Source organism: Streptomyces sp. NBC_01426, assembly GCF_036231985.1.
GTDB lineage: Bacteria > Actinomycetota > Actinomycetes > Streptomycetales > Streptomycetaceae > Streptomyces.
The window spans coordinates 1-26,170 of record NZ_CP109504.1 but is presented as its reverse complement, the minus strand read 5'-3'; the positions used below and the strand labels follow the sequence as shown (position 1 = coordinate 26,170).

Below are 26,170 nucleotides of genomic sequence, written 5' to 3'. Positions count from 1 at the left end.
GCGAACAGCACGATCGTCCCGCGCTGGGCGCGGGCACGCGCGACATCGGTTTTCGGCATGAGGGTCCCCCGTGAGGTGGTTCTGGTGCGGTGATCCGGGCGGCCGGGGCCCGTTGGGCCCCGGCCGCGGCCCGGCTACGGCCGGGGCCTGGGCGGGCCGGGCGGCCGGGTGGCGCGCCGGATGGCCCGGGGCGGAGCTGGCGGCTTGGCCGGCGTCGACTTCTTCGCGGCCGGCGGGGTCGGCGGTGCAGGGGTGGGCGGGGTCGGCATATTCGGCACCCCGGCCGGCCCGGCGGCCGGCGGCTTCACCGAGCTCGGCGTCTTCGTGCCGGCCGCCTTGGGACCGGGCGTCTTGGCACCGGCCGCAGCCGATGCGCCCCCGGGAGTCCTCGGCGCGATGGCACCGGCCCGGGGCCCGGGAGGAGTCGCGGCCCGCGGGTTCGACTGGATCGGAGCCAGACCGAGGTTGACCTGTGCCTTCGTCCCTTGCTTCGCCACGAACTTGCCAGCCGTGGCGACGTTGCGCTTGTACTCGGCTCCGAAGTCCTTGGCCTCCTGGACCTTCTTGTCGACGGTGCGCGCCTTCACAGCCTTGAGGTCGTCGCCGACCTTCTTCCCGCGCGCAATCGCCGCAGCGCCACCACGCTTGGTCGCGGCAACACCGCGGGGGATCCCCACAGGTGCGCCCACCGTGGCCATGAAGGCGAACTTCCCGGCCTTGGCGCCGTACTTGGCAGTCGTGGCTGCGGCCTTTCCCGTGGCCATGGTGGCCCTGCCGCCCCTGGTCTGGGACATCTTGTTCGCGGCCGCCGTGGCCAGCCGCTTCTTCAGGGTCTGCTTGGCCGCCTGCTGCGCCGCGACCTTCGCGGCCGTGCTCGCACCGCCGGTGCCGACGGCCGCGGCCGCGTTGGTGGCGAGCCGGGCAGCAGTCCGCAGCCGGCCGGCCTTGCGGTTCGCCTGCGGTGAGCCGACCCAGGCGTTCTTGGCGGACTTCAGACCCTGGCCGACCGGCCTGCTCACGCGCCGCGCCTCGCCTCGGGCCTCGCCCCACATCTGCTTCAGACCGGGGGCGGTCTCGGCGTAGCGGCCGGGACTGCTGAACACGGAGCGGCGGCCGGCGCCGCCCACGCGCGCATTGGCCAGCTTGCGGTTGAGGTTGACCGCGATGCTCTGCGCGGTCTGCTTGATCTTCTTGTGACCGGCCAGACCGGCGACGGCCGTGACGTCGATGACGATGAACTTCACGGCCAGGACGTCACCGGTGTCCGCGTCGATCAGGGCCAGAACGATCAGGATGAAGATCGCCAGGAAGAGGATGGCGATGATGATGCCGAGAACGGCCTTGGTGATCGCGGAGAACCAGCGCCACAAGGTGGCGCGGCCGCCGCCGGGCAGAATGCCGGCGGTGAGGGCCCAGTGACCGCGGATCGCCTCGAAGGCCAGCCAGCCCTGCGCCGTGAGGAACGTCCCGGTGACCAGGATCATGAGGATGGCCACGATGACCGCGGCGATCGCGACGAACAGAGCGGAGAAGGCAAGGTCGGCGGATGCCCGCTTGGCCTTGGGCTTCACGTCCCCGCAGGCCGCCTCGAACTTCTTCGCGTTCTCGTTGAGTTGCCCGATGAAGTTCGTGTCGTAGATCGAGTCCATCATCGCGGCGTCCCAGTAGTTCATCCCGAGCTGGTCGAGGTTGAACTCGGCGAGCTTGTACTCGCGGAAGGCCTTGTCGCACGGCCCGTCGAAGGTCTGCCCGTACACCATGAGCTCGTTGGGCTTGACGATGAACGCATCGACCAAGGCGTCGGTGATCGGCTTCGCTACGTTGTCCGGGTCGGCGCTGCCCTTGGCGCTCGCGGGGTCGTCGGCCAGGACGATGCTGGCGATCTCCAGGGTGAAGTCCTTTGCCTTGCCCAGCAGGCCACCTTCCGAGAGCAGCATGGTGGAGCCCTGCGGCTGCGCCTGGTCGTGCTGGCCGAGCAGGACCTGGGCCGGCGAGACAAGCACGGTGGTGGTCAGTGCGGCGACGACCAGGGAGACACCGATTTCGGCGAAGCCGCGCGAGCGCTCCTTGAAGAGGATCAGCCAGCCGCAGTAGAAGCCCGCGAACGTCAGGAACAGGCCGGGCAGACCGAGCCGGTCGATGACCTGGTTCTTGATGGTGCTGGAGATGTTCTCGACGGGACCGACCATGACCTTGGCCAGCCCGAAGTTCAGTGCCCACTTGATCAGCCAGCAGGTGAAGCCAATGACCCACTTCGAGACGCCGAAGAGCAGTTGGGCAACGATGTTCCAGATCTTGAGGTCGATGTCCTTCCAGCCGCCCGTGTCCGTCTTGACGGTGTACGAGCTGATCGGGACGCCGTCCTTGTCGGTGACGTTGAACGGCTGGAGGATGCCGTCGCTGCCGTCCTTGGGCTTCTGGTTCAGGTTCTTGCCGCCGGGGCCGGCAGCCGGCTTCGCCGGCGCGGACGCGCTGGGCGACGGCGACGGGTCTGCCGCGGCCGCAGGGGCCAGCACCACGGTGAACAGGGCCAGCAGAACCCCGATCAGACCGAGGCGCCGCTTGAGGCCACGCTGCCGGAGGCGACTCATGCCAGGACCCCGTCCGCCGCCTCGGCGAACTCCACGGTCTCGTCGGCTTCGTCGTCGAGCTGGCCGGGCGTCGTGGTGATCGCGGCGGCCGCATTCTCGTCCGCAGGGATCAGCACCTTGATGCCCGCGATGCGCTTGCGGAGGTCTCGGTACAGGCCTTCGCCGGCCCGCAGGGCGCGCTCGGTCTCGCTGACGTTGAGCGGGCTGAGGTTCTCGGTGATGACCTTGAGCATCTCGTCGTCGGTCGGGTCGAGGTCGAGGAACTCCAGGCACCGCGCAGCCAGGGCCTTGCCGCGGTGGCGGAAGACGAAGATGTGGCTGAGCAGCGCCCTGATCTTGTCGCCGATCTCGCTTTTCGGGCCGATGTCGTACGGGTCGTGGCTGCCGGCGAACGCTCCGGCGTTGTGCTTGCGGCCGTCGGCGATCAGCTCGAGCATCAGGTTGGAGCCCTCGGCGGACGAGGTGAGCCACCAGCACTCGTCGAGGAAGACGCCGGCGAACTCGTTCGGGTCCGCGAACGCGATCTCGCGGCAGAGCGCCGTCATCAGGTACATCAACCGCCAACCGAACCGCTTTTCGACCTCCAGGCTCGGGAGGCGGTGCTCGGAGAGCTCCTCCTTGGTGGGCAGGCCCAGGCGGTCGACGGCGAAGACGATGCTGTCGGAGTCCGTGATCCGCACGACCGGCAGCGTCGGGTCGAAGATGGTGCGGCCGAGGTCCTTCTTCGCCAGAGAGCGCAGCTTGCGGACGAGTTCGGAGGCGGCGGCGCGGACCGCGCTGTCGTTCGGCTCGTCCGGGTCGGGTGTGCGGGCCCGGTCGGCGAGGGTGTCCATCAGGGCGGTCATGCTCGGCTTCGGGCCGAGCCGGGTGGCCTCGATCGCCTCGGCGAGGGTGATGCCCTCGATGCTCATCGAGCCGATGTCCAGGAGCGGGGTGAGGAAGGACTCGGTGTAGCGGGCGGCGCGCGGGCCGCGGAAGACGCGCAGGGGGTCCAGGCTGACGCCGGCGTTCTCGTCGACGTTGATGATCTGGGTCGTGCCAGGGCACGCGAGCGCGAACCGCGACCATTCCTGCTGGGGAGTGCGGTCGATGACCAGGGCGCGGCCGCGGGAGTTCCTCTGCCCGGTCCGGTGGCCGGTGGTGAGGATGGAGTACATCGCGCACTTCATCGCGACGGACTTTCCTGAGCCGAGCTCGCCGACGAACGCGGCGGACGCGGAGGCGTTGACGCGGGGACCGTGGGAGAAGTCGACCAGGACGGGGCGGACGCCGCCGCCGTTGAGCTGGAGGCCGAAGAGGCTGCCGGAGTCGTCGCCCAGGCCGGCGCCGCAGAACGGCATCGACATGGCGAAGTCCCTGGCCAGCAGGTACTGGGTGTAGTCGAGCATCGGGCCCGGGGTCTTGGTACCGGGCAGCATGCCGTGGAACAGCGCGACCTGGTCGCCGGTGGGCCGCACCAGCGTGTAGTCGTTGCCGCCGAAGTGGTTGGCCAGCGACGTCGCCTTCTCATCCGCCTCCTCGGGGGTCGTGCCCCATACGCAGGTGGCGACGGTGGCGCGGATCTCGACCTCGGTGCTGGAGGCGGTGAGCCGGTCGCGGTACTCGTCCAGGGCGAAGGACGCCTTGTCGAGCGATGCCGGCACACCGGAGGTCTCGCCGTCGTACTCGCCGCGCTGGTGCGCGAGCTCGCGCTGCTGACGCCGGCTCTTCGGCTCGGCCTTCGAGCCGGACTCGACGTGCAGCCGGACGGCCCAGTCCACGGGGAAGTTGAACTCGTCCAACGCCGCCAGGTACTCGCTGCCGGGGAACCGGAAGGCTTCCGGCATCTCGGAGAGCACGCAGAACGCCTGGTAGGAGTCGCCGTGTTCGCTGGTGGCGCGCAGGTAGCGGCGCTTGAAGGGGTTGGTGGGGCCCTTGGAAGCGCGGGTGCCGCGGCCGCCCTCGTCGAGGATGACCTGGGTGTGGGCGGTCACCGTGTGACCGCGGCCGCGCAGACCCCGCGGTGCGCCGTCCTCGGGCAGGAGCGGCTCGTTCAGTCCGCGGCGGGCGCTGTGCCCGTAGATCCACAGGATTTCCGCCTCGGTGGCGGGCCGCATCTTGATGCCGGAGGGCCAGCCCGCCGCCAGGCGGGTGGCCTGCTCCAGGCGCTGGCGTTCGTCAGAGAGGGATATCGGGGCGACCGGCAGGCCGAGGGCGCCCATGACTTCCGACTGGACGGAGGAGAAGACAGCCCGGGTGCTCTGCTTGAAGTCGACGTGGGACAGGGGGACCGCGAGGAAGTCGACGCGGCCGGTGAGTTCGAGGTCCTGGAGCTGGTCGAGGACCTTCAGCGCCAGGTCGACGTACTCGGGGGAGGCGTCGAGGTCGACGCCGGCGGTCATGCGGGTGACGACCGACGCGGCGTCGACGCTCGGGCACAGACTGAGCAGGAGGGCCTCGCCCCGCAGGGACTTGAAGAGGGACTCCAGGGAGTCCAGTCGCTCGCGCTTCGTGGACTTCGAGGCGTGGGTGTAGTTCTCAGTGTCGACGCGCCACACCGCCCACACGGTGGCGGCAGTGGTCCAGATCAGGTGGCCGCTGATGTGCCGGACGGGGAGACGCATGGCGTTCTTCTTTCTGTGCTGGTGGTGATGTCGAGGCAGCTGGTTACTGCTCGTCGAGGGAGGCGAGGAGGGCCTGCAGCCCGGTCTTCGGCTCTGGCCGGGCCGCCGCAGCCGCAGCCGCAGCCGCAGCTGGAGCCGGTGCCGGGCGGGCTTTGCGTACCGGCGCCGGTGCGGGCTTCGTGGCGGCCGCCGCCGGGGCGGGCCGCTCGGCGGACCGGACGCGCACCGTGCAGGTGGCGGTCGCCAGTCGCGGTCGAGCGACCCGCTGCGGCTTGCCGGCCAGGCGCCCTTGGGCCGGAGTGGAGGAGTAGATGAGCAGGCTGCGCACGGCGCGCGCTGGGTCCCGGCCGTCGAGCCGCGCGTACCGCAGCACCCAGGCCAGGCCCCAGGGGATCAGCGCCATGAGGATGAAGTTCATGGCGCCGAAGTGGGCCCACAGGCCCCTCGTCATGACGAGGAGCCCGAAGCTGATCACCATGGTCATGACCTGGGTGATCGTGTAGGGCCCTCCCGGGAGCCGACCGGCTCCCGGGAGCTTGCCGATGACGAGCGGGTGCTTACGGGCTCGCGTGTACGAGTGCCCGATCAGCTCCTCCTCCGAGGCGCTCACGAGATCCGCCAGCCCTTACCCGCCAGAGCGGGCGCCTCGTCCGGAGCGTGGACCACGGAGACCGAGGCCGCGGTGTCGTCGATCTCGGAGCCGACCTTGGTCTTCAGGACGTTGAGGTTGCTGATGCCCCAGAGCACGAGGGCGGCCAAGACGAAGGCGACGAGGGTGCCGACGAAGGAGCGGGTCTTCCACCAGGCCATCAGCACGGCGATGATCGCCATGAGGGTGGCCACGGTGAGGACCAGCGTGCGGACCTGGCCCGTCTTGGTGTTGGCCCAGTCGAGGACGTCGCCGGCGAGGACGACGTGGTCGGGGTTGGCTGCTGCCAGGGTGTGCATGAACGATTCCTCTTTCTCAGGAGTTCGACGGCGACGGCGAGGGAGTCGCCGTGGCTGCGTCGGGGCTTGGGGTGGTGGTGGTGTGCGGCGCCGCGGAAGGCGGGCTGCTCGCGCGGATGGCCGGGGCGTCGTCGACGGACGCGACCTCCCAGCGGCCGGCGCGGGACTTGAGGGTGAGCGCGTAGCTCAGCGAGACCGGGCTGCCGGCCTGGTCCGTGGCATCGACCTGGACCAGCTGGTGCAGCACCGTGCCGTCGGCCGGCACCTTCTGCTGGCCGGAGCCGGACGAGTCGTCCTGGACGCCGGTCACCTTCAACGCGGCGTACGGCGCAGGGCTGATGGGCTGAAGCCGCGTACCGGGCGAGGTGTAGCGGTCGAGTTCGGTGGAGCCGGTGAGGTAGGCGGCCAGGAACCCGCGCGCGGTCTCCACCGACGGGTCGGCGCTGCTCGACCCGCGGTCGGTCTCGTACGCCAGGCCGCCGGGCTTGACGGAGGCGGGTGCGGCCACCTGCGCCGGCAGGGACGTCGCGGCGTAGCCGGCATCGGATGCCGCCTTGTCGGCACCGCCGGCACTGGCCGGGCCAGTGGCCTGAATGCCGACGCGGAAGTACTGCACCCCCAGGCGCTTCGCCTTGCCCTTGTCGTCGTGCGCCGTGACGTCGGCGGCCACGGTGATCGACCAGTAGCCAGGCTGAACCTCACGGGAGGCCAGGACGGTGGACTGCGTGGCCTCGCGGGTCCCGGGCTTGACGGCCAGTGCGAACGAGCCGGAGTAATACGGCGCCAGGTCCCGCTCGGTGCCCTGGCCGGCCTGGAGGTAGGCGGCGACGAACAGTTCGGCGAAGCCGGCCGGCCCGACCGAGGACGCGGGCGCTGCGGCAACGACCGGCTTCGTCGCGCCCTGGGCCGGGCCGGACGCGCTGAGGAACGCCAGCATTCCCAGAGCCGGGCCTGACGCCACGAGAGCCCAGACACCGACGCGGGCCAGCCGGGAGATCCCGGACATGTGGGCGGTGCTCGCCTTCCACCCGGTTTCATCCGGCTGGTCCGTCGGCGACTCCTGGTGCTCCTCGACCTCCTCGTCCCAGACTTCCGCCTCGACGAACTGCTTCTTCTTGTCGGCCTTCCGCTGCCGGCGCTGGCGCTTCACGACGCCGTCCGCAGGGCCTGGACCGTCAGGACGGTCGAGATGCGCTCCTTGAGCTGAGCCGGCGTACGGGCCAGCAGCACATCCCACGACGCCAGGGCGGGCTCCGACTCGCTGTCGAGGAAGGCCCGCATCTGCTGGTGCAGGTCACGGTCCATCGGCCGGCTCACCAGAGCGGCGGCAATCTTGGTCAGCTCGCGCGAAGCACGGGCCACACGGGCCTCGTCGGCGTCGAGCAGCTGTCGGCCGGTGCCGGCCGGGGACTTCGTGGTCACGTCGGTTCTCCCGGAGGTTGAAGGGTGGGGGCGGGGCGTTAGGGGCTGGAGGAGCTCTGGCGGGCCTCTCGCCTGCTACAGGTGTCGAGGAAGTCCGCGGTGTGACAGTCGGGCCGAAGTTTTTTCGAGGGACTTCTGCGGCGGTCAATCCACGGCGCGGGCCGGCGTCTCTCAGGCCGCGGCGCGGTACTGGGCGAGGGGCGACTTCGTGCGCAGCGTGCGAACGGCACGGCTGGCGTGCTGCCGCAGCAGGTCCCCTTCGTGGCCCATGGAGCGGGTGGTCATGTGCCGCTGCTCGGGCCGCTGCGAGGTGGACAGGTAGTACCGGGCGATGCGCTGCGCCTCGAGCTCCTTCAGCGCTCCGATCTCCACCGCCCACAGCAGGAGGTCGAGGACCTCCGTCCGCGCCTCGTGACGCGCCAAGGGCGGCTCGTCGACGCCGACGAGCTCCATCTGGGCAGCGCGCATCAGCAGGTCTGCGAGCTCGACCGTGCCGTGCGGGGTGTCGGGGTCCTCGCTGGAGACGACGTGGGCGTAGCGGGTGTGGCACTCAGCTGAGGCAAGAGGCGCGACGCCGGCGGCGAACTCCTGGACGTCCTCTATGTCGTCGAGGCAGGCGGCCAGGGTGCGGCGGGTCAGCTGCAGGGTGTCGAGCGCGAGGTTGTTGAAGATCCGCCGCGGCCGCCGGTCGAGCGGGTAGGTGCGGACGACCTCGAAGGCGGCGCCCAGCACCGTCGCGCAGACGTCGTCCCACGGAAGGCCGTACGAGCGCTGCTGCGTCTTCGCCATCAGGACCGTTTTGGGCAGGAGGACGCGTACGGCCACCCGCCACGCGAGGTGGGCGTCGAAGCCGGTCCCGCCGGCGCGCTCGACCAGCAGGTGCATGACGCGGTCGTGTCCGTCCAAGTCACCGCGGCGGTAGTAGACGGAGATCTTGTCGACCACGTCCTGGGGACTGGCTGCCCCAGCGAGGTCGGGGTGCTCCTCGGCCCACGTGGCGACGCGGTCCGCGGCCCTCAGGTCGCGGCAGAGCACGTCCCAGTCGCGGTTCATCAGGGCGAGCGTGTCGTAGCGGGTTGTGGACTCGGAGGAGTCAAGTGCCGGGGTGTGCTGGGTGGTGGCCACGTCCGTGTCCGTCCTTTCGCGCCATCTGGTCTCGATGGCGCTCACACTCCCGAGGCCCCCCTTGACCGCGGTCTGACGGCGATTCCGGCGCGACGAGGTCAAGGGGAAACCGGCCCTCGGCACCCGGCGGCCCACTGGGCAAGGGGGGCCGCGGTCAAGGGGTGGGCGCAGAGGTCAAGGGGGATGGCATCCACTCGGCGAGGTGGATGGCAGCGACCCACTCCACCGAGGACGCGGTGGAGACCACTTCCAGTGGACGGACCTAAGGCACCGCGGAGCCGGCTCCATCCACTGGACCGGATGGAGCACACCGAGTGGATGGACCACGCCCCGTCGCAGGGCTCACGAACCTCCACCCACTGGCCACCCACGGTGGGCCGGGACGTCCCGCCCATCGGCCCATCGCGATGGACGCCATCGCGAACTGGGTCCGAGACACCCCGGGTCGCCATCGCCTTCACACGCCGTTCTGCACGGCGCCGGGCTCCGGTGGGTGTCGCCGGGGAGGAAGCGCCAGCCGCGCCCCGCGGCTCCCCCTGCTCGGCGGCCGCCCGCATCGGACAGAGGCTGCCCGTGCCGGTGCCGTGCGCCGGCCTCATCGGATCCTGGCCCTCTGGCGCCTGCTGCGTTTCCCCTTGACCCGGGCCCAGGTCAAGGGGAAACAGCAGGCGTCCCGTCCCGTGGTCAAGGGGTGCAAGCACGGCCGGTCAAGGGGTGCAAGCACGGCCGGTCAAGGGGGTGGCCGAGGGGCCAGATGATGCGGTGAAGCTGGTCAAGGGGGAGAGGAGAGGGTGGCGAGGCGATCGCCGGAAGGTGTCTGCCGGCGATCACCTCGGGTGGGTGGCACGCGCGGTTTCACCGCGATCCAGCCTGCGGCTCGGCCGGCCACCGGGGCCACCCCATCGCCTCGTCCACCGTCCGTCATCGGTGGGCGCCACCGGTGCACCGGATCGGATGGAGCCCACCGAGTGGATGAACCACACCCCGTCCACCGGGTGTCCACGGACACCGGGTGTCGCCCACTGGGTGTCGCCCATCGGGTGGTCCGAGCCGATGGACCACACCCGATGGACGAAGGCGACTCTCCATCGGGTGGGCCCCATTGCGGGGCGCAGTGCCACCGGATGGAGCCCACCCTGCGCGCGGGACCGAGCGGTGGGGAGTGGGCTCCGTAAGTGGCCGGGTGGGGAATGGCGGGTGCGTCACGCCAGCCGCGGTGGCGACGGCAGCGTGCGCTCGCGCCGCCCCACCCTCGACCGCGACTCCACGGCGGCTTGTCGCGGGCCCGTGTTTCTCCTTGACCAGGGCGCGGGTCAAGGGGAAATCGGCCGCCGCGAAAGCTGGTCAAGGGGCGCCTCTGAGACGTCAGGACCACCGTGGCCCGTCGCGGATCGTTGAGCTCCTCCGGGCGGCGGCGGGCGCCCGCTGTGTGGAACGTGGCGCCGGCGTGGTCGGCCCATCGCCACCCGGGGTGTGGAGAGCCCGGAGCGGTGGAGTGGACGGCTCACGATGCGGCCCGCTCCAGATGCCGGGTTCGGCATCGGACACACAGGCCGGTGGAACCGAGCGCCGGGCGGGTGCATCCGCTGCCGTCCCACCCCGCGCACGCCTCGGGCTCCACCGCTGAGGACGGGCGGCCGGCGCGCATCCCCTCGTGCTCCTCTCGGCACGGCCTGCACCTGCGGCCCGGCTCTGTCCGGTTCAGCAGCAGGACGGCGCAGCCGCACTCGGGGCACCGGCCCCGGGGAATGGCGGGAGTGGAGCGCGGGGTGGGGGTGTCGGTGGGGGTGGAGTGGACGACGAGGGTGGGAGTGGGCGCCTCGGGCTGGGCGGTGGCGCGGCGCCGGTCGCGGACGATCTCCTCGCACACCGAGCACCGGCGGCCGCTGCTCCACAGGACACCGGCCTCGCAGTCGAAGATCCCGCAGCCCCAGTGCGGCAGGCCGACGCCGAGGATCCACCGGCCGGGGTCGCGGATCTCGTCGGTGAAGAACCGGCAGGCCCGTGCCTCCAGGCGCTGCCGCAGCCGGGTGTCGTCGATGCCGGAGCGCAGCTGCTGGCCGACCTCCCGGGCGATGCGCCGTTGCATGTAGACGCTGGTTTGCCGGTAGAGCCTGTGCACCGGCTCGAGAACGGCGTGCACCCGGGCGCTGATGGTGAGCCCGGGTCCGTCGTAGGTGCCGGTGTGGTTGGTCAAGGGGGTGCCCGCGGGCTTGGTCAAGGGGGTGGTCGAGGGGGTCTGGTGGTCATCCGCGCGCAGCGCGAGTCCACCGTCGCCGTCGCCGCGCGGTGGTTGCGCACCGCGGTTTTCCACAGCTTCACCTACCTGTACTTCGCCTACGGCGGGTGAGAAGGGGGCGCGCTCGTCATCAGGTCGGTCAGTCCTAGGTTCTTCCTTAGTCGCGAGTGATCCCGCATCAGCCGAGGAACCCGATCCCTCACCAGGACCAGAGGTGGAGGAGGGTGCGACGTCCGCAGTGGACGGTTGTCCACAGGGGTCCTGAGGAAGGGCGGCGGGGATGTCGTGGGCGATGAAGTGGTGGCGGCCGCGCACGCCGGCTCTGCGCTCCACGGTGATCCACCGCGTGGCCTCCAGCTCGTCGACGATCTCCCCGGCGGCCGCGGTGGTGAGCGGCTGGCCGGCCCGTCGGCCGCTGTAGTGGTGGAGCGCCCCTGCGATCTCCGACTCGGTGAGCGGGATCCGCTGGGCCTGGGCGTACGCGATGAGTGCGTACGCGCGCAGCTGGCGCGGGGTGAGGTCCTCGGAGGCGGCCACCGGGATCCATACGAACCGCTCGGTCGCGGACAGGGGCCGGGTACGGCGCACCGCCGAGGTGCCGCATCCGCCGGGCAGGGAACGGCGGGTCGAGGACAGCTCGACGACGCCGTCGGGCCCGGGGCGCATCAGCTGCGTCATGCCGCGCTCGACGGAGGACTTCGACAGGCCGACGTACTCCGCGATGGTCACGGTCGCCGCCGTGCATCCCTCGGGACGCGACGCCAGCGCGGCGATCTTCACGTACGCGGTCAGCGCGACGTCGGCGTAGTGCGGGCTGGTGACGAGGCGCAGGGGCACCTTGACCCGCTGGCGGCGCTGCGGGCGCGCCTGATCGCCCGCCGGCGGCGGGCTACTCGGTGGTGCTGCTGTGCGGGGCACGCTTCTCCTGGCGCACCGGTGCCGCGGGGCGGCGACTCGGGTGCGCTGGGTCTCGACGGCGTCCGGCAAGGACGCGCGGTCTGGGGTCTGGCCAGAGGCACTCGGGCGAGGGCTGAAGGAACGGGTCCTTCAGCTGCTACGGGTGTCGAAAAAGCCGACGGTGTGACAGTCCGGCCGAAAAAATCCCCAGCGAACCTGTGACCTGCGGGTCAAGGGGCTCTCTGGGGTGGCGGCAGGCCCCCTTGACCGGGCCCGTGAAGGCTCGTCGGCCAGGTGTGGGGAGCGAGGCTTCGGCATGGCTGGTCAAGGGGTGTCGGCTGAAGCTGGTCAAGGGCAGACCGCCGGACCGCTGTGGGCCACGGTGGATCCGGGCCGCACCGACCCAGAGAGCGGCAACGCAGCGTGGCGCTGGCGTCACGGACGGGCGAATAACCACCGCGATCGGCGTGCTTCGATGGCGTCCGAGCTGACAAAGGGCATGGGTGTACTGCAAGATGGACCCCGTTCTCCCGGGTCGCCCCGGGAAACGACAAACCCCTTCGGGGGGATTGCTGCTGGAGGGCAGTGATTGCCGGACCATTCGGTCCGGCCCTCGCTCGGACTGGGCTGCTAACCCGGGTCGGAGCGGTGACGGCCGGCAGAGGAGCTGCTAACTCCGAAGCCGGTGGAGAGGGGCGAGGAGCAGCCGTTGCTAGAGGCGCCCGCCCGGAAGACCTACGACATCCTCAACTCCCCCTTCCCGGGGGATTTCGTGTTTCTGGGCCCGGCCGTGCCGGGCCGCCCCCACGGCAGCGCCGCGCCCAGCACGGCGCTGCCGCCCCGGGTCTGCGCGGTGCTGGTCATGGGAGAACCGCCTTCTCGGTTCGCCGGGCCCGTCCTCGGCGCTGTGCGCCGGGGGCCCGAGGTGAGGCGTTTTGGATCAAGCGGAAGTCACCCTATCCCCTGACAGCCGCCATGCACACGCACTCAGCGCGTTGTCCACGCGACGTCGAAAAGTGCGGCCAAGAGGGGGCAGTTGACGCAGAGGGTTACTAACTGGCGCTTCCCGTGCGGATAGTCACCCGATCCGCACGTACTACCGTCAAAAGGTATGAGGTTGGGCGCTCATCCGTATATCCGACTCTTCGAATCTCGAACACCGCGGTGCCGGCCTTGGACTTGAGGAGTGAGCACTCCTCGGTGGTGGCCGACCTCGCGCCCCAGCTGCTGGTGTGGCTGTCCTCGCGCCGCAGCGTGCCCGCCGTGAACGGCGCGACGGTGGCGGCCTCGGCCCCCGACACCGCGAGCAAGTCCGGGGTGAAGAGGGTCTGCAGCGCCCACGGGATGCCGGCCTGCAGCAGCACCGACTGGCGGACGGACAGGACGGCGTCCGGTGTGAGGCCCAGAGCCTCGACCGCGGCGGCGTCGGTACCAGGAACCCCGCGCCTCGTGTCGTCGTGGCCGCCGTCGCCGGACTCAGCCAGCCGGATCAGCCCGTCCTCGTGCAGGCGGACCGTCATGGCGAGAGCCGGCTGCAGCACTCGACTGCGGCGGCGCGGGGCCGTCTCGACCAGGCCCTCCTCTTCGAGGAGCCGCAACGCCTGGGCCACGGTGTTCGGGGCGACGCCGAGCTTTTCACCCAACTCACGCTGACCGGGGAGCTGATCGCCCGGGGCCAGCCTGCCGCTCAGGATGTCGGCGCGCAGCGCGGCCGCGACCTGCTCGTGCGGGTGATGGGACGTCATGGGCACATCTTGCCGCACCCGCCAGAACTCTCGGCTCATCCGCTCGACCTCTCCTTGACGTGATCGCCAATGGCGTGCATCATCTGACGCAACTGCATTAAGGCAGTTAAGGCAGATGGCGCGTGAAAAAGCAAGCGGCCCCCGGGGCTGGTCCCCCCGGAGGCCGTGAACGCGCCCTCACCCACCAGAGCGCAGGAGACGAGAACGCGTGAACACCATGATGGCAGCCCACCCGCCGAAGCCGGCAGACGCCCGCGGATTCACCGAGGACGGCATCGCCCGGTACCTCGCGGACACCGAGTCGATCGACGACCTCGTCGCCGGCGGCTACCTGGCCGGCCACGACGGCCGACTCATCGCCCAGCAGCTGCGAGCCCCGCAGCTGCGCCGGGCCATCACCCACTCGGTGTGCCACACCGTCCAGCCGGACGTCGACAACTTCTACCAGGAGGACGGCGAACCGGACGCCGACTGGCAGCAGCGCCGCGCCCGCACGGTCCGCGACCACTGCACCGTCTGCCCGGTACGGGCCGCGTGCGCCGAGCTCGCCCTCCGCGACGACGACACCGTCGGCGTCCGCGGCGGCCTCGCTCCGGAGAAGCTGACCCGCCGCCTGGTCGCCGAGACCACCAGGCTGGAGCGCGCCCGCGCCCTGGACGGGCGCGCCTCGGAGGCCCGGCGCGCCCGCATCGCCGCCGGCGCGGAACTGCAGAGGCTCTCCGGCCAGTACCTCGGCACCTCCGGCAAGCCCGAGAAGCGCCTGGAGAACATCGAGAACATCCGCGAGGCCGCCCGCCGGCGCGACGAGCTCGTCGCCGCTTACCGCCGTGCCGCCGGCTGGACGGTCGCCGCATGACCCCCGCCGGCGACGAACGCGCCCTCAACCGCGCTCTGGTCAGCGCCCTCGCCCGCCGCGACGACGTCCTCTTACTCCCCGTCCTCGTGCCGGCCGGCGCCGACGTACCGCCCGTCAACCCGCTCACCGTGCTGCTCCTGGTCCTGCTCGGCCAGGCCACGGCCGAGCGCGACGCCTACAGGGACTGGATCACCCAGGACCCGACCCCGCCCAGCGACGACCCGCTGCGCGCCCGGGCCGCCGATGCGGCCAGCAACCTCGCCAGGAGGGACTCCCCGTGACACCCGACCTCGCCCCCCATGGTGCGGCCCTGGCCGAACTCTTCGGCAGCTGGCAGTTCGTCCTCGGGGCGCTCGTCCTCACCCTCGGGCCGGCGATCGCCCTGCGCCGGCGCCGCGTTGCCCTGGCCGCACTCACCGACACCGAGCGCGCCGCGGCCGCCGACCGCCGTGGCCGCCGGATCGAGGACGTCCTCACCGTCGTCATCGCCGCGGCCGCGGCCGCCCTCTCGGCCACCGGTCTGCGCCGGGTCGGCCACCACCAGATGGGCCTGGACGCTCCGTTCGACCTCCTGCCCTTCGTCGCACTGGACGTCGCGGCGATGGTCTGCGGCCGCCGAGGCCGCCGCCGCGCCCGCGACGGCGATGGGCCGGGTCTGTCCGGAGCTCTCTTCTGGATTCTGGCCGGCATCAGCTCGGTCTTCTCCGCGTCCGAAGCCGCCTCCCTCCTCGGCGGCGCCGTTCGCGCGGTGTGGCCGGTCCTGGCGGCCGTGCTCTGGGAGATCGGCTCGCTCGAGGAGCGCCGCGCCGCCCGCAACAAGGGCGGACGCCCGGACCGTCGCATCGCCCTGGTGCGCCTGCTCCACCCCGTCGAGGCCTTCCGCGTCGCGCTGCTGCTCGCCGCCCGCCAGGACCTGGCCCAGGAGGAAGCCACCGCCGAGGTCCGCATCTCCCGGGCGGCCTACCGCTGGTACCGGTTGCGCCGTGCCCAGGACGCGGTCAAGCGAGCCGGCGGGATGACGCGCTGGGTATACCGCCTCGTCGAGATGCATGCCGACGCCCGCGCACAGGATGCCAGCGAACGAGCAGGATGCTCCGACCCCGCCATCCTGAACCGCGTCGTCGCCCGCTTGCAGATGCGTGTACGCCAGTCCGACATCGCCGGGATGAACCTGAGGAATCCCGCCGCGTTCGAGGGCATCCTCAGCACCCTGATCGGCACCATGCCGACCATCCCATCCCAGGCGGCCGACCCTCATCCTGCGCCTTCATCCCACCCCGCCAACGACGAAGAGCCGCAGCTCAGGGCCAGGATGGCTGAGGGCGGTGAGCCCGGGGACGACAGTGGCGACGAGGACACCGCCTCGCCGCACCCGGACGTCGACGCCGAGCAGGATGAGGCGCCGGGCGCGGAGCGGAAGACCGACGAGGAGGTCATGGCCGCCTTCGTCGAGACCGTCCCGCGCAAGGATGACGGCACGTTCGCCTGGGGCATCAACAAGTGCGCCGAAGCCCTCGGCATCGGCAACCCGCGGGCCAAGCGGTTTCTGAAGACGCAGGCCGAGTGGCTGCCCGAGGCGCTGGCATCCCATCCCGCGGCGCACGGCGCCGACGGCGAGGAGCCGGACCACTTCGACCAGGCCCTCGCCCTCGCGAACGAGCCGCCGCAGTCGGCCGCCGCCCCCCGGGCCCTCGATCCCGCCCTGCCACCGGCCGGCCAGCAGCTGGCCATCGACGAGCGCTTCGCCCTCGACCCGACCGTGGGCGACTTCGAGCAGCACGACAGCGGCCTCCTCCTCCCCGCAGCAGCCGGTATTCGCCAGCCCTGACCTGACGCCCCGCTCCGCAGGGCGCCCGAAGGCTGCCCGCGAGCACGACCGTGAGGACCACCCATGCCCGCCACCTTCGACCAGCACGTCAACGAAGCCCTCGACCTCATTGCACCGGCCCGCCGCCAGGTGAACGCCGGCCGCCCGGCCCGGACCGTCGGCGCCCCGCAGCACCGCCGGCCCCGCCTCGTCCTGGTGCGGCGCCCCGCCCCCCACGAGGGGAGCGAGCAGTGAGCACCACCCCTTCCACCCGCGGCCGGCGCAGCCGGGCGCACGACGACGCCATCCAGGGCGAACCGCACGCCACCCCGGAGACGGAGGACACCGTGGGAGCTGACGAGACGCAGCTGCGCCGCGTCCTGTCCCGCATCGGTGTCCGGCCGCTCGGTCATGCCGAGCAGCCCGTCGACGAAGAGCCCGAGGCCGCCGCCCACCCCGCCCTGGACCAGCAGCCCGTCGCCGCCACCCGGAGGAACCCGGTGGAGCCCGGCGGCGGCCGACTGCCCGCGCCCGGACAGACCATCGACCTCACGGAGCTCCCTGAGCAGCAGGCCCGGGCGGACGAACCGACGCTCCCCGAGGAGCAGGACGACACGGCAGACCCGGCGCAGCTATCCGAGACGCGACGCGTGGGTGAGGCGGCGAAGAGAGGGTGGCCGCCCCGCGTCCCCTGGCGCCGACACGAGGACAAGGACCAGGCCGAGGACCAGGCCGAGGGCCCGGCCGGCGACGACGACCTCCCGCAGCCGGAAAGCGACCAGCCCGACTGGTACCGCGTCCAGAAGACCGACGATCCGCAGGCGCCAGACCCGGGCACCTACGAGGTGCACAACCACTACTACGGCACTGGCCAGGACTCCTCAGCACCCGCAGGGGAAAGGGCCGGCCGGAGCCGCAACCGCGGCTCCCTCACGGCCTGGTGGGCGTCGCTCACGCCGCTGCAGCGGTTCATCCTCCACAACGGATCAGCCGCAACCGCCGGCGCCTGGGGCTGGGGCATGTTCACCGCCCAGTGGAACACCGGCCTACCCCAGTGGACGCTCGCCGTCATGCACGACGCTGCCGCCGGCAGCACAGAACCGTCCACCCCATTCATCGTCGGCGGCGGCGTGATCGTGCTCGCTGCAGTCGTCGGCGGCGGCATCACCGCCTTCGTGGAGAAGTGGCTGTACCGGCTGCCCTCGTTCTGCGCCGTCGTCCGCTTTCTCACCCACATCCCGGTCGCCTCCGCCGGGATCGCCGTTCTGTGGTTCTCCGCCCCCACCTTCTAAGGGATACCCGTGACTAGCCTGCTCGCCGCCGGGGCCGGATCCAGCGCCCTCGGCCCGATGTCCGCCACCACCATCAGCGTCATCCTGATCGTCACACTCATCTACGGCATCAAGGGGAAGGGCCGGAAGAAGCTGGCCCTTGGCCCCGCCCAAGCCGTCGGCTTCTTCGCCGAGCTCGCCTTCCTGCGCGCCGGCTCCTGGCCCCACGACCTCGGCACCGCCGTCCAGGACATCCCGCGGCAGGTGGCCGCGAACCCCGACCTCGGCGGCATCGGCATGACCGGCGTGGTGATCATCCTGCTGGTGCTGTCCGCGTTCGCCCCCCTCGTGCCGTTCACCGGAGCCCTGTGGGGGATGCTCACCGCGGCCGCCATGTCCGCGGCGCAGGGCTCCATCTGGCGGGCTGTCATCTCCGTCGCCACCGCCGCGCTGTCCCTGGTGGGCGCATGACCGGCAAGCCCGACGAGACTCGGCCCGGAAAGCCGGATACGACGAAGACCGCCAAGCGAGAACGACGGAAGCCCACGCTGGAGGAGATCCCCTTCGTCCGCGAGGTGCCCGTCGTGGCCAGCGCCACCATGGTCGTGCTGCGCTACGTGGGCGCCTGGCTGCGCGGAGGCGATGAGGAGAGCGGCGGGTTCGGAGTCCGCCTGCTCGCCCTCGGTGCCGCCGGCTACATCGCCCTCTACTTCGCGGAGAAACATCCCGGGCTCTGGTACGCCTACGGCGGCGCGGGCTTCCTCCTCGTCACGACCGTCGCCGTCCGCACCGGCCTGTCGGCCGGCCGAACCGTGAAGGACCTGGAAGCCGCCCGAGCTCCCACCGTCACCGAGGAGGAGCAACCGAGCACCGACATCCAAAACGATCATGAAATGGCGGGGGAGGAGGACCTCGAAGCGGAGCCGCTCACCGTCAGCCCGGCCGAAGCGGACGCGGCGTTTGGCTTGTTCGTCGAGCACAACGTCGCCTTCGCCGTCCGAACGGATCCCAAGGGCGACCGAAAGGGCGTCCACACCGACACCCTCCTCAAGATCCTCCACGCGAAGGAGATGCTGACCGACTGGACCGAACCCATGCTGAGGCAGAAGTGCAAGGCCCTCGGCATCCCCGTGCGCAAGCAGATGGGCATCCGGGGCCGGAACTACTTCGGGGTCCACATCGAGGACTTCGAGCAGTCCCTCGGCAGGGCCGTACGCGTACCCCCGCAACTGGTCCCAGACCTCACCGCGAACGCCCCCACCCCACCCCCGTCCGAGGCCCCCGCCCCACCCTCCGAGATCACCCTCATCCAGCCCCCTGCAGGAGCCGGCTGAACCACCCGCCGCCGCCCCCTGCCGGCCGCCGTCCGGAGGGGGCGGCTCGGCGCTCACAACAGGCCTTCCCCCGGCTTCCACTCCCCTACCGGGCAGAGGGCAGACCCACCCCCTACTAGCCGCATCTACGACTGCCTGACCTGCGCATCTATCCCAGCGGTAGATGCGCCTATCGCGCCCATCTACCGCGCCCTACCGGCTTGTTCCCGTCCCGCCGCGCGCGCCCGCCCGGTACGGTCGAAGCACACTTCAGAGGACCAGTGGAGGGGGAGCCCGCGGTGGCATGGCGGTACGGGTGCGGCCCGTGCGAGGTCACGACAGGATGGCTGCCCAAGGACCAGGCCTCCGCCAAGCGGGATGAGCACCGGGATACCGTTCACGCCGGCATGATCCCGACGGTCGAGGTCTTCGAATCCAACGCCCGGCCGATCGCCAAAGATCCGGCCGCCCTGCGCATGTGGGCGATCATCGCAGCCGTCTGCGTGATCGCCTGGATCACCCAGAACATTCGCTGACCGGGGCCGCGTAGTGGTGCCTCCTGCCCCGTCCCGGCCAACCATCGACTGACGAAAGCCCAGTGAGGTCGCGCACTCAACTGGACGTTGCGTATTGAGAATTCAATGTGTAATGTGGATCTCGACGGAGAAAGTTCCGCATCCGTGTCACACGCAGCTCGCCTACGACACCTGTAGCAGTTGAGCGCACCCACACACCTTCCGGGAGTCCACCGTGACCACGCCCCGCACTCTCACGCTCGGCACCGCCATAACGACCGCCGCGCTCCTCGCCCTCACCGGCTGCGCCAATAGGCCCGTTACGCACGGCGAGGTCATCGACAAGCGCGGCTACGCCGGTCGCTGGATCCCCGAGTACAAGGACGTGTACCGCCAGGACTGCTCGACCATCCGCACCAGCTCGTTCACTGCCACCTCCTTCGCGGGCCACAGCAGCGGCTCCAGCGGCGGCAAGTCCAGCGGCGGCAAGTCCAGCTCGTCGGGCGGCACAGGCAAGAAGAACAACAACACCACCACCGGCGGCTCCGGCGGCACCCCGCCCGGCAAGTCGCTCACGAACGGAGGTACCTCCGGCACTACCAAGCCCGACAGCAGCCAGCCCACCAAGCAGTGCCAGCGCAAGTACGTGGGCCGGAACCAGACCGGTCAGCACTGGCAAGCAGGCAAGTGGGAGCTCCGGCTCCGCGACGGCGACCGAACCGGATGGATCACGGTCTCCGAGACCACCTACAACGACACCGATCTCCACGACCGCATCTGACGGCCCCCAGAGACCCAGAGGGAGATCCGTCATGCCCGACGCACCCCAGTACACGCGTTACAGCATCTACATGCTGGAGCCGCACGCTGAATATGCGACCGCCGAGAACGGCCACATCCCGATCGAAGCCATCGCCGAGCGCGTCTACGGCAAGCCGTACAACTCGCTGCGCGGCTGTCAGCGGGACGACGAGCACATCCCCAATGACAGCGTGAAATTGTACGAACTCGCCTCCGAGGGGGACTACGAGGAGGCGCTCGACCAGTTCGATGAGGCGAGGGTGTACTTGGGCTGGGACTCCGGTATCGGTGAGGTCGTTTACAAGACCGGCATGACCGAGCTGGACTACTGGCTGAGTATCCGCGTCGCTGACGAGAACACACCAGCCACCGCCGAGGCGAACCCGCCCGATACGCAAGACCTTGAGAACGCCGTGTTCGAGAGCCGATTCTTCGCCGATCGCGCCTTCTCCCCGTCGCTGAACCTGATCCTCGCCGATCTCATCCGCCGTGGCGAACTCCCGCGCGGTGACTACCTGTTCCGGCACTGGTGGTGATTGAAGCGGGACGAAATCTGATGCCACAGAGCCCCGACGAGGCCCACCTGGCCCTCTTCCCTGGCGATCCGCTGCCACGCGACCAGTTACCCGCCCCCAGCACACCCGCCCCGACTACCTCCGATGCGGGGCCACCACCTGGTGGCCCCGCATCATCCAGTGGGAGACACCAAATGCACCCCTTCGTTCTCGGAACCGTCCTCGGAGCGGCCGTCACCCTGCTCGGCCTCGCCTTCTGCCGGCGACTGACCCGGCGACCGCACTGCCCCTGGTGTGCCACAGCCTCCGCCTGGCCCACCTCCCAGCACGACCCCCTGCACTGCCGCGGCTACGTCCAAGAACGCCGCCGCGACCGCCTCCGCGACATTGCGCACGGACGCCCGGTCCCGGAACCGAACCCCTGGGGCCACGCACATCTCCTTGACGAGGAACGACGCTAACCGCGACGCACGCTCCGTCACGCCACCCTCGCGCGGCCACACGCTCCGTCCAGCCGCTTCACACAGCCCACCAGATGAGGACCGATGGCTCGCTGCCCCGCCGCACTCCCGACGACTCCCGCCCCCTGCGCCGGCCCCATCGTCGTCACCGTGCTCGACCAGGACAACGCCGGCGCCGACGGTTGCGAACACCACGCCGCACACCTCCTCGCCGCCCTCGACCGCGGCCGCGTCTTCGCACTGCCCCACGCCCCCGCCGGAGCCGCGCACCGCGTCTTCAAGGCCGCAGCTCCGCAGGACGTCCGCCTTCACCGCCTGGCCGACGCCATCGTGACCTCGCCTGCAACGCCCCGATGAAACGCGGGCCGACCAGGCCCCGCACACCAGTCACCCTGAAGGGAACCTCCGTGCTTGTCGGCCAGCACCCCGAACACGCCGTAAGGGCGTACCGCAACGAACGCCCGTCCATAACCCGGCTCATCCTCGAAGCGCGCTGGGCGCACTACCGCCTCACCGACACTCTGGAACACGACCCCGACAGCAACGCCGTCCCCGCCCTGCGCCGCTTCCATCTCCTGCACGCCGGCGTGCTCGTCGACGTCCTCGCCCTGCGCACCCAAGACCCCGACCTCTACGAAGCCGCCCGCGACCACGGCGCCCTCCTCCGCAAGGTCGACGGCCTGGCCCTCGACGACCACCCCCACAACGGCCTCAACCACCTGCGGGCCCAATACGCCCGACTCCACCACCACACCCATGGCCACGCATACCGAGCACCCCACGCCACTGACGACTCTCTGCCGCACCAGCGCCCGTTCCGCCGATCCGGCCCCCGGCTGGTCCGCCAAATGCTCGACACCTACGCCTGGGCCAACCTCGGCCTCACGCCCCTCTTCCCCGCCGTCGACGTCGTCAGCGAACAACGGCAACACCTCATGACCCGCGGGCTCCTCCTCGACTGGGCCGCCACCGCGTCACCGGCCGACAACGCCGCAGCGGCGGCCGCGGCCACCGCCGGCCACGCCCTGCGCGCCCTCGACCGCCGGGCCGCCCTGAGCGACCTACGCGCCCGCGCCTACCTCCTGGACGCCTTCCGCGACTTCGACGACCATGACGAAGACGACCACCCGCACCCCCACGACTGCGCAGGGGGCTGCGACGGCACCGGCGAAGTCCTCACCGTGCTCACCTGGGAGCACCACGGCACCGCAGTCCACCAAGAGCCAATCCAGTGCTTCGGCGCCCCCACCGCCCACGCCCCGGACTGCACCACCTGTGAGGGCCACGGCTTCACCTACACGTCCGGCTACCGCGAGCTCTGCCTCGATGGGCGCATCGCCGACAACGGGCCGGTCGCGACCACCGTGTCGCCGCAGGGAGCATGACCCCACGACGTCTCAGCCGGCCAGAACCGCCGACACCGAACTGCCCGCCCGACCTGCGCCGGCCCTCCCGGAGCCACTCCCTCGGACTGTGATTTCTCTCCCCCAACCCGAGAGGGAGAGAAATCTCCCCCACCACAGCTACTGAGAAATCTCCCCCCTGGCCACTGAGAAATCTCCCCCCTTCCAGGGGGGAGATTTCTCCTCCCCGAGAACGCAACTGCCGTGGGGGCGACTTCTCCCCCCTCCGACATCCGGGGAGAGGGGAGAAATCACCCCCACGCGAAAGTCAGGACTCGCCCCCGCAGACCACCGCCAAAAGCCAACTTGCCCTACAACTTGCCCCACAACATGCCCTGCAACTTGCTCTACAGCTTGCCTTTCAACTTGCCCCACAACTTGCCCCCACGCTGCGCCCCCGACACGGAAACCTGCACTTCAGGGGGACGGTCAAGGGGCTTGGGACGCGCCGACTACTTCTCTACGAGACCCCCAAGGGCAATGAGGACATCAGCGAAGAGCCACAGGCGAACGACAGGAAGGAGGAAGCCGGCGGGGAGAGGAAGAAGAGACACGGATGGGAGAGCAGCAGCAGGACGGGAGGGAGGGAGGGAAAGAGGAGCAACAGCAGGACGGGAGGAGAGGGGGAAGAGGAGCAGCGAAGAGCGAGAGCGGGCGGAGCGACAACAGCAAGCGAGAGGAAAGCAGCAGAGCACAAGAGCCGAAGAGGTAAAGGAACAGAGGGAGCAGACAACGACAGACGAGACACGGACAGACCACGAAGCACGAGACAGGAAGGGAGAACGGAAGCGGGACGGCCCAGGGACGGCGAGCATGAGACAGAGAGCCGCAACGGTGTGGAGAGGGTCGGGGAGTTGAGCAGGTCGCCGAGGGCTGCGGAACGCAAGCGGCCCCGCCCAGCGAAACGCTGAGCGGGGCGCGAGCAAGGGGGACGGGGGGAGGGGCGCGCCGGGAGGGGAGCGGCGCGCGAGATTACGAGGCTGCCCGGAGCATCCGCCGCGCGGCGGCCCGGCCGCTGGCGCTGACGCGCTCCGCCGCGTGCAGTCGCAGTGCCCGCGCTCGCATGAACGCGGCGGCGGCCTCGGGGTCGCCACTCGCTGCGCGGGCAAGCAACTCCGTGATCTTGCTGTCAGTCATCAGGGGTCCTTTCGGTGGCGCAACGGGTCGAACTAGGGTGCCGCCCCGGCGGGGCGGCACCCGGTGCTTAGAACCGAGCCGCCCCACAGCCGAGGTCATCGCGGGCAAGGTCCCGAAGCGCGGACAGTTCACCGTGCGTCCCGCACTCGACACATGTGCCGCCGCGCCGGTCCCCGCCGGACTCGAAGTCCCCGATGCGGATGATGTGCGGACGGGCTATGGGGGTCTTGATGATGGACACGATCAGGCCGGACTCGGGACGCGCGGCGGCGCGCTGCGCGAAGTACTCCATGCGCTCCTGGATGTCCTCCAGGTCCTGCTCGGCGAAAATCCAGGTCAGTCGCTCCAGGGAGCCGGGCTCACCGTACGGAAGCCCGGTCGCGGGGCACATCGCCGACTTCTCGGTGACGGGCGTAGCGACCTTCGGCGAACGGCGAAGCAGGGCAAACATGGAATCTCCCAGGGTGGCGGCGACTGGCTGATGTGATAACACTACACAATGAAAAGAGAATAAGCAACAGAGCGACCGACGGTAGGCGGGGGTGGCCCGGCCCCGGTGAGTGCGGGGCCGGGCCTGTGGTGGGCGCGGGCGGCCCTTGGAGGGTCGGGCCGCCCGGCCCTGGTCTGGGACTACCGCCGTCGCGGGCAAGGGCTACAAGGGGATCCGGGGGGATTGCGCGTCCAGCCGTGCCATGTGGCAGTCGGGGCAGAGGTCCGCTCCGTTCTCCGTCTCGTTGCCGCACTCCTCGCCCCATCCGGGGCAGGCGGATATCTCAGGCTGGCTGTTGCGCTGCGGCATCTTCGGCTCATCTCTACTGGTGTTGGGCGGTGCGGTAGCTCGGGGTCCCCCGGGGGCCCTGTGGCCCGTGGGGGTCTGGGGGGTCGGGCCGGGCGGCCCCTGTGGGGGGTTGGGGTCGCCCGGCCCTGTCCTGGGGGGTTAGGCGGTCTTGTAGCCGTTCAGCTTCTCGACCAGCTCGGCGCGGATGAGGGCGAGTGCCTGGGCCTTGTCGTCGACCTTGGTGATCTGGGCCTGGATGGCTTCGGCGCGCTGGGCGTTGAGGAACTTGGTGTAGGTGGCCTCGCGGGCCGGGGTGTTCTTGTCGGCCTGGTAGGTGGTGACCAGGGCGGTGACGAGGTCGCGGACCTTGTCGAAGGTGTCCTGGCTGGCGTTCTCGGCCGGGGCGCTGGTCTCGAAGGCCGCCCCGAGCATCTGCTTGCGGAACTTCAGCAGCGGCGCGGCCCCGTTGTCCGTCTCGGCGGTCAGGTCGGCCGGGTTGACCAGGTGACTGCCCACCACGTACGGCAGCTCCATGTCACCGAGCTTCGGGGCGTCGGTCCGCTCGTGGCGGTTGGTCCCGCTGCCCTTGCCGAACTGGACGTTCAGCAGACCCTCGACCTTGGGGAACAGCTCCCAGTTCGGGTGGACCACGACCGTGCCGATCGGGAAGGTCCCGTCCTGGAGCACGCGGGACAGGTCGTAGACCGACTCGCCGTTCTCGCCCGTCTCGACCGCGTACGAGTAGGTGTGACCGGCCGGGGTGGTGAACGTCTGGGTACCGGACATGAAGATCCCTCCAAGGGAGTCAGTAGGTGGTTTCTCGGCCGGTTCTTCGTTCCCCCGACCTCGTGATAACTACTGTACACATCGAATCGTGAATACGCAACACAGGAACGGGACCACCCCCACACGCTCAACCAAACCAACCCCCAACTAGGAACCTCATCCCCCCGCAACCCCCACCCCGCGACCGATCACACCCACACCCCCGCGCCCGCCCCCGACTCGCCCCGACCCCACCGGAGCCACCGGCGACCGCCCGACCCCGCCCCCGCGCGACTCCGGATCTAACACCCCCCACGGGCCCACAACGCGAATCTAACGCCACCCCGGAAATCCGCCCCAGCCCAACCCGCGAATCTAACACCCGCCCCGTACGCGCCGATTGGAGCGGCCCCGGATCTAACACCCCGGACCACCGGATCTAACACCCCCTCAAACAGCGAACCCCCGAATCTAACGCCACCCCACATGCGCCCCGGAAAGCCGCACAGAATCCCGTGAACGCCACACACCCGGAACCCCTTCCCCAACCCGCCAAGAGCCCTGTAGGCTGCTACTACAGCCCCCACAGAGGCACCCCGGCCCCGCCGGAGCAGCCCCCGGGCACGGAAAGCGGACACCCCGTCAATTCCCACCGCACAACTTGAATTCCAGGGACTCGAACCCCTAGAATGATCTGGCAGCACAGGAAATCAGGACCACCCGCAGAGAAACACCACCGGGACAACCTGAAAACCCGTCGAGAAACCACAGAAAAGGCCCGCCAGGACCACCGAGGGAACCCCTCCACCTAGCCAGCCATTCGTTAACCCCAACCACAGGAAAGAGAAACCGAATTCACGGCCGGACCGCCCGCCGGCCTCCGGCCCGCCCCGCGGGCCGGCTCCTCGGCCGGCCCCCGGCCGGCCGGTCAGCGCTCTGCGCTGACGGTCTTTCAGAGGGCGCTCTGCGCCCTCTGTA

25 protein-coding genes are annotated in these 26,170 nt (G+C 70.4%); 12 read left to right on the top strand and 13 right to left on the bottom strand.

Annotation, left to right across the window (positions count from 1 at the left end; all coding sequences use genetic code 11):
* Window positions 1-134 precede the first annotated feature (134 nt).
* From OG906_RS43305 to OG906_RS43265, 9 genes are all read right to left on the bottom strand, one after another.
* Window positions 135-2,591 carry a hypothetical protein gene (locus OG906_RS43305; RefSeq protein WP_329449399.1) on the bottom strand — a complete coding sequence of 819 codons (2,457 nt, stop codon included), beginning with the start codon at window positions 2,589-2,591 and terminating at the stop codon, window positions 135-137.
* Window positions 2,588-5,194 carry an ATP-binding protein gene (locus OG906_RS43300; protein WP_212728526.1) on the bottom strand — a complete coding sequence of 869 codons (2,607 nt, stop codon included), beginning with the start codon at window positions 5,192-5,194 and terminating at the stop codon, window positions 2,588-2,590. The genes OG906_RS43305 and OG906_RS43300 overlap by 4 nt, the downstream gene beginning before the upstream one ends.
* Window positions 5,195-5,237: 43 nt before the next feature.
* Window positions 5,238-5,804: a hypothetical protein gene (locus OG906_RS43295; RefSeq protein WP_212728525.1), complete on the bottom strand. Its 567-nt coding sequence runs from the start codon at window positions 5,802-5,804 to the stop codon at window positions 5,238-5,240.
* Entirely contained in the window at window positions 5,801-6,142 is a 342-nt protein-coding gene (locus OG906_RS43290; RefSeq protein ID WP_329449398.1) for a hypothetical protein, read from the bottom strand. Before OG906_RS43290 ends, OG906_RS43295 begins: the two co-directional genes overlap by 4 nt.
* A 16-nt stretch (window positions 6,143-6,158) precedes the next feature.
* Window positions 6,159-7,292 (bottom strand): conjugal transfer protein, encoded by a 1,134-nt coding sequence (locus tag OG906_RS43285; RefSeq protein ID WP_329449397.1) that lies wholly within the window; start codon window positions 7,290-7,292, stop codon window positions 6,159-6,161.
* Window positions 7,289-7,564 (bottom strand): hypothetical protein, encoded by a 276-nt coding sequence (locus OG906_RS43280; RefSeq protein ID WP_024126962.1) that lies wholly within the window; start codon window positions 7,562-7,564, stop codon window positions 7,289-7,291. The genes OG906_RS43285 and OG906_RS43280 overlap by 4 nt, the downstream gene beginning before the upstream one ends.
* Before the next feature lie 171 nt (window positions 7,565-7,735).
* The gene (locus tag OG906_RS43275; RefSeq protein ID WP_329449396.1) at window positions 7,736-8,689 is read right to left on the bottom strand and encodes a hypothetical protein; all 954 of its coding nucleotides are present in this window, start codon (window positions 8,687-8,689) and stop codon (window positions 7,736-7,738) included.
* A gap of 1,504 nt (window positions 8,690-10,193) precedes the next feature.
* The gene (locus tag OG906_RS43270) at window positions 10,194-11,846 is read right to left on the bottom strand and encodes a hypothetical protein (protein WP_329449395.1); all 1,653 of its coding nucleotides are present in this window, start codon (window positions 11,844-11,846) and stop codon (window positions 10,194-10,196) included.
* Between the two features lie 1,031 nt (window positions 11,847-12,877).
* Window positions 12,878-13,609: a GntR family transcriptional regulator gene (locus OG906_RS43265; RefSeq protein WP_329449394.1), complete on the bottom strand. Its 732-nt coding sequence runs from the start codon at window positions 13,607-13,609 to the stop codon at window positions 12,878-12,880.
* A 178-nt stretch (window positions 13,610-13,787) separates the two neighbouring features.
* Here OG906_RS43265 and OG906_RS43260 point away from each other — a divergent pair, with 178 nt between their 5' ends.
* From OG906_RS43260 to OG906_RS43205, 12 genes are all read left to right on the top strand, one after another.
* A complete protein-coding gene (locus OG906_RS43260; RefSeq protein WP_329449414.1) occupies window positions 13,788-14,426 on the top strand; it encodes a WhiB family transcriptional regulator in 639 nt (212 codons plus the stop codon).
* Window positions 14,423-14,707, top strand: a complete 285-nt coding sequence (locus OG906_RS43255) for a hypothetical protein (protein ID WP_329449393.1) — start codon at window positions 14,423-14,425, stop codon at window positions 14,705-14,707. The genes OG906_RS43260 and OG906_RS43255 overlap by 4 nt, the downstream gene beginning before the upstream one ends.
* On the top strand, window positions 14,704-16,254 hold the full coding sequence (locus OG906_RS43250; protein WP_329449392.1) for a DUF2637 domain-containing protein: 1,551 nt from the start codon (window positions 14,704-14,706) through the stop codon (window positions 16,252-16,254). Before OG906_RS43255 ends, OG906_RS43250 begins: the two co-directional genes overlap by 4 nt.
* 63 nt (window positions 16,255-16,317) lie before the next feature.
* Window positions 16,318-16,488, top strand: coding sequence for a hypothetical protein (locus tag OG906_RS43245; RefSeq protein WP_329449391.1), 171 nt, complete (start codon window positions 16,318-16,320; stop codon window positions 16,486-16,488).
* The gene (locus tag OG906_RS43240; protein ID WP_329449390.1) at window positions 16,485-17,525 is read left to right on the top strand and encodes a hypothetical protein; all 1,041 of its coding nucleotides are present in this window, start codon (window positions 16,485-16,487) and stop codon (window positions 17,523-17,525) included. Before OG906_RS43245 ends, OG906_RS43240 begins: the two co-directional genes overlap by 4 nt.
* Window positions 17,526-17,534: 9 nt before the next feature.
* Entirely contained in the window at window positions 17,535-17,975 is a 441-nt protein-coding gene (locus tag OG906_RS43235; RefSeq protein WP_024126952.1) for a hypothetical protein, read from the top strand.
* Complete coding sequence (locus tag OG906_RS43230; RefSeq protein ID WP_329449389.1) at window positions 17,972-18,838, top strand: hypothetical protein; 867 nt, start codon at window positions 17,972-17,974, stop codon at window positions 18,836-18,838. The genes OG906_RS43235 and OG906_RS43230 overlap by 4 nt, the downstream gene beginning before the upstream one ends.
* A gap of 386 nt (window positions 18,839-19,224) precedes the next feature.
* On the top strand, window positions 19,225-19,353 hold the full coding sequence (locus OG906_RS43225; protein ID WP_267929054.1) for a hypothetical protein: 129 nt from the start codon (window positions 19,225-19,227) through the stop codon (window positions 19,351-19,353).
* Between the two features lie 214 nt (window positions 19,354-19,567).
* Window positions 19,568-20,113, top strand: coding sequence for a hypothetical protein (locus tag OG906_RS43220; protein ID WP_329449388.1), 546 nt, complete (start codon window positions 19,568-19,570; stop codon window positions 20,111-20,113).
* Between the two features lie 31 nt (window positions 20,114-20,144).
* Window positions 20,145-20,669, top strand: a complete 525-nt coding sequence (locus OG906_RS43215; RefSeq protein WP_329449387.1) for a hypothetical protein — start codon at window positions 20,145-20,147, stop codon at window positions 20,667-20,669.
* Between the two features lie 524 nt (window positions 20,670-21,193).
* Window positions 21,194-21,466: a hypothetical protein gene (locus OG906_RS43210; protein ID WP_024126945.1), complete on the top strand. Its 273-nt coding sequence runs from the start codon at window positions 21,194-21,196 to the stop codon at window positions 21,464-21,466.
* Window positions 21,467-21,516: 50 nt separating this feature from the next.
* Window positions 21,517-22,494 (top strand): hypothetical protein, encoded by a 978-nt coding sequence (locus tag OG906_RS43205; RefSeq protein ID WP_329449386.1) that lies wholly within the window; start codon window positions 21,517-21,519, stop codon window positions 22,492-22,494.
* Between the two features lie 990 nt (window positions 22,495-23,484).
* Here the strand turns inward: OG906_RS43205 and OG906_RS43200 are convergent.
* From OG906_RS43200 to OG906_RS43185, 4 genes are all read right to left on the bottom strand, one after another.
* Window positions 23,485-23,649, bottom strand: a complete 165-nt coding sequence (locus OG906_RS43200; RefSeq protein WP_181411809.1) for a hypothetical protein — start codon at window positions 23,647-23,649, stop codon at window positions 23,485-23,487.
* Between the two features lie 67 nt (window positions 23,650-23,716).
* Window positions 23,717-24,100 (bottom strand): hypothetical protein, encoded by a 384-nt coding sequence (locus OG906_RS43195; protein WP_200729773.1) that lies wholly within the window; start codon window positions 24,098-24,100, stop codon window positions 23,717-23,719.
* A 201-nt stretch (window positions 24,101-24,301) separates the two neighbouring features.
* Window positions 24,302-24,448 carry a hypothetical protein gene (locus tag OG906_RS43190; protein WP_329449385.1) on the bottom strand — a complete coding sequence of 49 codons (147 nt, stop codon included), beginning with the start codon at window positions 24,446-24,448 and terminating at the stop codon, window positions 24,302-24,304.
* A 138-nt stretch (window positions 24,449-24,586) separates the two neighbouring features.
* The gene (locus tag OG906_RS43185) at window positions 24,587-25,213 is read right to left on the bottom strand and encodes a hypothetical protein (protein ID WP_329448958.1); all 627 of its coding nucleotides are present in this window, start codon (window positions 25,211-25,213) and stop codon (window positions 24,587-24,589) included.
* Window positions 25,214-26,170: the final 957 nt, after the last annotated feature.